The 5,104-nt window shown below is 55.8% G+C and carries 7 protein-coding genes; 6 read left to right on the forward strand and 1 reads right to left on the reverse strand.

Translation table 11 applies throughout. From position 1 onward, the window contains the following. The 5 genes from ACXJ5O_RS18375 to ACXJ5O_RS18395 all read left to right on the forward strand — a co-directional run. The coding region (locus ACXJ5O_RS18375) for a hypothetical protein (protein WP_457301152.1) at positions 1 to 186 on the forward strand (186 nt) is incomplete at its 5' end. Between the two features lie 91 nt (positions 187 to 277). Continuing rightward, on the forward strand, positions 278 to 1,033 hold the full coding sequence (sufC, locus tag ACXJ5O_RS18380) for a Fe-S cluster assembly ATPase SufC (RefSeq protein WP_271893810.1): 756 nt from the start codon (positions 278 to 280) through the stop codon (positions 1,031 to 1,033). Positions 1,034 to 1,043: 10 nt separating this feature from the next. Beyond that, complete coding sequence (sufD, locus tag ACXJ5O_RS18385) at positions 1,044 to 2,315, forward strand: Fe-S cluster assembly protein SufD (RefSeq protein WP_457301153.1); 1,272 nt, start codon at positions 1,044 to 1,046, stop codon at positions 2,313 to 2,315. 32 nt (positions 2,316 to 2,347) lie between these two features. Beyond that, positions 2,348 to 3,589 carry a cysteine desulfurase gene (locus ACXJ5O_RS18390; protein WP_457301154.1) on the forward strand — a complete coding sequence of 414 codons (1,242 nt, stop codon included), beginning with the start codon at positions 2,348 to 2,350 and terminating at the stop codon, positions 3,587 to 3,589. A gap of 5 nt (positions 3,590 to 3,594) precedes the next feature. Then, positions 3,595 to 4,011, forward strand: coding sequence for an SUF system Fe-S cluster assembly protein (locus tag ACXJ5O_RS18395; protein WP_457301155.1), 417 nt, complete (start codon positions 3,595 to 3,597; stop codon positions 4,009 to 4,011). Here ACXJ5O_RS18395 and ACXJ5O_RS18400 read toward each other — a convergent pair. Next, entirely contained in the window at positions 4,008 to 4,580 is a 573-nt protein-coding gene (locus ACXJ5O_RS18400; protein ID WP_457301156.1) for a hypothetical protein, read from the reverse strand. The genes ACXJ5O_RS18395 and ACXJ5O_RS18400 overlap by 4 nt on opposite strands. 128 nt (positions 4,581 to 4,708) lie before the next feature. Between ACXJ5O_RS18400 and sufA the strand changes: the two genes are divergently transcribed. Then, complete coding sequence (gene sufA / locus ACXJ5O_RS18405) at positions 4,709 to 5,083, forward strand: Fe-S cluster assembly scaffold SufA (RefSeq protein ID WP_210002483.1); 375 nt, start codon at positions 4,709 to 4,711, stop codon at positions 5,081 to 5,083. Positions 5,084 to 5,104: the final 21 nt, after the last annotated feature.

Below are 5,104 nucleotides of genomic sequence, written 5' to 3' on the forward strand. Positions count from 1 at the left end.
GCGCTAGACAGGCTTCGCCGGCGCTATGAAGAGTTGGGTGAAGTGATCGAAGAGCTGACTGACACGTTGGCGCGCTCATCCTCCGCCACGGAAAGGGTTCTCGAACCGGAATTGATCAGGGCTCGCAAAGAACTTGCATCCGTGGTCGAGCGCCTCAAGAGCCTTAGCGGCGAGAGCTCATCATAGTCGGCACGGCACGTTGTCATTGGCCGACAGAACCAAGATTAAAAGTTAGGGAACCGCCAAGGCTGGTTCCTGGAATCTAAAAGGTAGTACAATGCTGGAAATCAGAAACCTTCATGCGAAGATCGCAGATACGGACACCGAGATCATTCGCGGCCTGAATCTCACCGTCAAGGCTGGTGAAGTCGCTGCAATCATGGGGCCGAATGGTTCCGGGAAATCGACTCTGTCCTATATTCTTGCGGGCCGTAGTGACTACGAAGTCACCGAAGGTGACATTCTTTACAATGGCGAATCCATCCTGGAGCTCGACCCGTCCGAGCGTGCAGCCAAGGGCATTTTCCTGGCGTTCCAGTATCCGATGGAGATACCGGGTGTTGCGACGATGGAATTCCTGAAGGTGGCGATGAATTCGCAGCGCAAGGCACGCGGTGAAGAGCCGCTGAAAATTCCCGAGTTCATCGGGCGCGTGAAGACGGCAGCTGCATCGCTCGACATGGATATCGCCATGCTCAAGCGTCCGCTTAATGTCGGTTTCTCCGGCGGCGAGAAGAAACGTGCGGAAATCCTGCAGATGAAGCTGCTGGAGCCGAAGCTCTGCGTTCTGGACGAGACCGATTCCGGTCTTGACATCGATGCGCTCAAGATCGTTGCCGATGGCGTCAATGCGTTGCGGTCGCCCGATCGTGCGGTGATCGTCATCACCCACTACCAGCGTTTGCTCGACTATATCGTGCCGGACACCGTCCATGTTCTCTACAAGGGGCAGGTGATCAAGTCGGGCGACAAGAATCTTGCACTCGAGCTGGAAGAGAATGGCTATGCCGATATTATCGGTGAGGCAGCCTGAGGAATACGTCATGAATGTTCATACAGGACGCCAACCCACACCTGCTGAATCGGCACTGGTCGACTCTTTCGTCGACCGGATGGGCGAACTGCCGGGTGACGGTGAGATCGCCAGCGCCCGCGACAACGCCATTGAAGCGTTGAAGACGCAAGGCCTTCCTTCGCGTCGCGTCGAGGCTTGGCACTACACTGATCTGCGCACACTGCTGCGCAACATTCCCGTCTATGACGGGACCGCGGGAACCAACGCCTTGCCGGCGATTATCGCAGGATCTGCGGTGGCGACCGTTTCCAACGGTGTCGCGCTGACCCATCCACGTCTCGAAGGTGTCGAATTCACAAAGTTCAGTGATAAACTGGCCGATGGCTCGGTGATCCGCGAGCTTGCCATTCGTGACGGTGACGATGCGATCGGCCAAATCAATGCAGCCTATGTCACCGATGGCTGGGCGATTGCCTTTGCCGATGGTGTAGAACTGGAAACGCCGCTTGAATTGCAGAACGCCCAGCTTCGCGGCCAGGGGCATGTGCGTTTTCCGGTCAAGTTTGGCAAGGGTGTCAAGGCAACAATCATTGAGCGCCAAACCGGCGGCGAGGGCGAAGGTTTTTCAACCAGCGTCAGCAATGTAACCGTCGCTGATGATGCGGAAATTACCTGGATCATCCTGCGCGAGCAGGGCGTCGAGGCAACGCAGCTGGCGCAGTTCATTGCCAAGATTGGCTCCAATGCCAAATTGACGGTTTACGTCGTCAATGGCGGCGGCAAGCTCGTCCGCCAGGAAGTACATGTACTGGTGAAGGGTGAAGGTTCCGATTTCCAGTTACGCGGCGTCAACTTGCTCGGCGGCGACAGCCATACGGACGTCACGATGACGCTTGGACATCTGACCCCGAACACGACCTCGGTGCAGATCATCCGAAATGTCGTCACTGATCGCGCGCGCGGCGTGTTTCAGGGTCAGATCAAGGTCAACAAGATCGCCCAGAAGACCGACGCCCGCATGGCATGCAATACGCTGCTGCTTTCAGATGATGGCGAATTCGACGCCAAGCCGGAGCTGGAGATTTTTGCGGATGATGTGGCCTGCGGCCATGGTGCAACGGTTACAGAGATCGATGGCAATCATCTGTTCTACCTGCGTGCACGCGGCATCCCGGAAAATGAAGCGCGAGGTCTTCTGATCAAGGCTTTCGTTGCCGAAATCGTCGAAGAGCTGGAAAACGAGCCATTGGTCGAGGCACTTGAAGACATTCTCGACAAATGGCTCGCGGCACACGTCTGATCGACTGAACCTATATGGAAAGTGCGGCTATCATGGATACAAGGATCATTCAAAGCGGCTATGATGTAGAGGCAATTCGTCAGGATTTCCCGATCCTGTCGCGCGAAGTCTATGGCAAGCCGCTGGTGTATCTCGATAATGGCGCTTCGGCTCAGAAACCGCGTGCAGTGATCGATATGATCACACACACCTATTCCAACGAATACGCCAATGTGCATCGCGGGCTACATTTCCTGTCGAACGCTGCGACCGATGCCTATGAAAAAGCACGGGAAAGCGTCCGCCGGTTTCTGAATGCGGCGTCGGTTGATGAAATCGTTTTCACGAAATCCGCGACAGAGTCGATCAATACCGTCGCCTATGGCTATGGCATGCCGAATATCGGGGAGGGTGACGAGATCGTGCTTTCCATCATGGAGCACCATTCCAACATCGTGCCTTGGCATTTCATCCGTGAGCGCCAAGGCGCCAAGCTCGTCTGGGTGCCTGTCGATGAACAGGGTGCTTTCCATATCGAGGAATTTGAAAAGCGGCTAACCGACCGCACCAAGCTTGTCGCGATCACCCATATGTCGAACGTGCTCGGCACAGTGACGCCGATCAAGGAGATCGTCCGCATCGCCCATGCTCGCGGTATTCCGGTGCTGGTCGATGGCAGCCAGGGTGCAGTGCACCTGCCGGTCGATGTGCAGGATCTCGGTTGCGACTGGTATATTTTCACTGGCCACAAGATCTACGGACCGTCGGGCATAGGCGTGCTTTATGGGCGCAAGGAAATGCTCGAAGCGATGCGGCCGTTCCAGGGCGGCGGCGAAATGATTGAGGAGGTGACGGAGGATATCGTCACTTACAACCATMCGCCACACAGGTTTGAAGCCGGCACACCGCCGATCGCCCAGGCTATCGGGCTTGGTGCAGCGATCGAATATGTCGAGAAGATCGGCCGCGCCGCTATTCTCGCCCACGAAGAAGATTTGCGCGACTATGCACACCAACGTCTGCGCGAAATCAATTCGCTGCGTATCTTTGGCGATGCCAAGGGCAAAGGCGCGATTATTTCCTTCGAACTGCAGGGCATCCATGCCCATGATGTATCAATGGTGATTGACCGTGCAGGTGTTGCCGTGCGGGCAGGTACCCATTGCGCCCAGCCGCTATTGAAACGTTTCGGTGTAACATCCACATGCCGTGCATCGTTTGCGATGTATAATACAAGAGACGAGATCGATGTTCTCGCCGATGCGCTGGAAAAGGCGCGGAAATTCTTTGGGTGATGACAATGACTGACAAAGTCGAGACACTGGAAAAAGCTGAGACACCGATCGTTGAAACCAGTTCTGCAAAGGCTGAGGTCGAGACCGCGCCTGTGTCGGCTATTCCGGCCGACGAGCTGGCGCGGATGACCGATGATGTCATCGGTGCTTTGAAAACCGTATATGACCCGGAAATTCCTGCCGATATCTACGAGCTCGGTCTGGTCTACAAGATCGATATCGAGGACGACCGTTCGGTCAAGATTGAAATGACACTGACGGCACCTGGCTGTCCGGTTGCCGGCGAAATGCCTGGCTGGGTGCAGGATGCAGTCAGCGCGGTCGAGGGCGTGAGCTTTGTCGATGTCACCATGACATTCGATCCACCCTGGACGCCCGATCGCATGTCGGAAGAGGCGCAAGTCGCGGTCGGCTGGTATTAGGGCGCTTCGCAGCCTTCCGGTACGCTTTGTTCGAATGGCTGGTCTGATTTCTGCAGTGTTCCGTCCAATATGGAGAGCGGCACATAGGGAACGCCCTGGATCGCCGGGTTTGCGAGCCGCAGACGATAACAGCCGTTGAACACCGCGACGCTACCATCTTTACCCTCGGATTTGATCGCCATTGGCTGGCTCCAATAGGCTGAACCGGCCGCGCCTTCGCCGACAGCCTTACCAAACAGCACGCTGACCGATGCGGTGGTTTCATACCCCGCCTGAAATTGCGGGAATGGTTGCGGGGGACTGTCCGAGGCATAATAGCTGTAGGCGCGAGCATATTCTTGCCGGTTGATGGCATTGTAGTACGACTTGATCAGGGCTTCGGGGTTGCTCCGGTCATCAAGATATTCCGGGGGCGTCTGCGTTGCGGTTGCCGCCTGTTCCTTCGGTACCGGCGTTTCGGCAGGTGCAGGTGTAGTGGCTTCAGGCTGTTTCGCTTCCTGCGCGAGCCCTGGTACGATATGCAGCGATAACGCTGCTGCGCTGCAAAGAACGAGATGGCGATAATTCATGCTTTCAGCCCTCTGCGGATCGTGTTTATAGGCCTTGAACAGTTTGAACACTTGCAGTGACGGTTGTGTAACACTAACTATGTTATTCGAGGGATCGTTCCACCGATCTCGAACAAGAGAGATGAGAAATGGGTCGTTTTTCTGTCATGACGTTGACTGACGCCGCCGCACAGCGCGTGAGCGAAATCGTGGCGACGCGCGAAAATGCGCTCGGCATTCGCGTCGGCATCAAGAAGGGCGGCTGCGCAGGCATGGAATATATGATCGATCTTGTTACCGAAGCAAAAGCCGGTGATGATGTGGTCGAAAAAGACGGCTCGAAGGTTTTCGTCGCGCCGGAAGCTGTGCTCTACCTCCTAGGCACGCAGATGGATTTTGAAGTGACCAAGCTGCGCACAGGCTTTGTTTTCAACAATCCCAACCAGACTTCAGCCTGTGGTTGTGGAGAGTCTGTGGAATTGACGCCGGCCAAGCCGGAAACGCTGGCATCAGCCGCTTCCTGACCTTTTCGTCATGGATAATGA

It is taken from the genome of Phyllobacterium sp. P5_D12 (genome assembly GCF_054049495.1).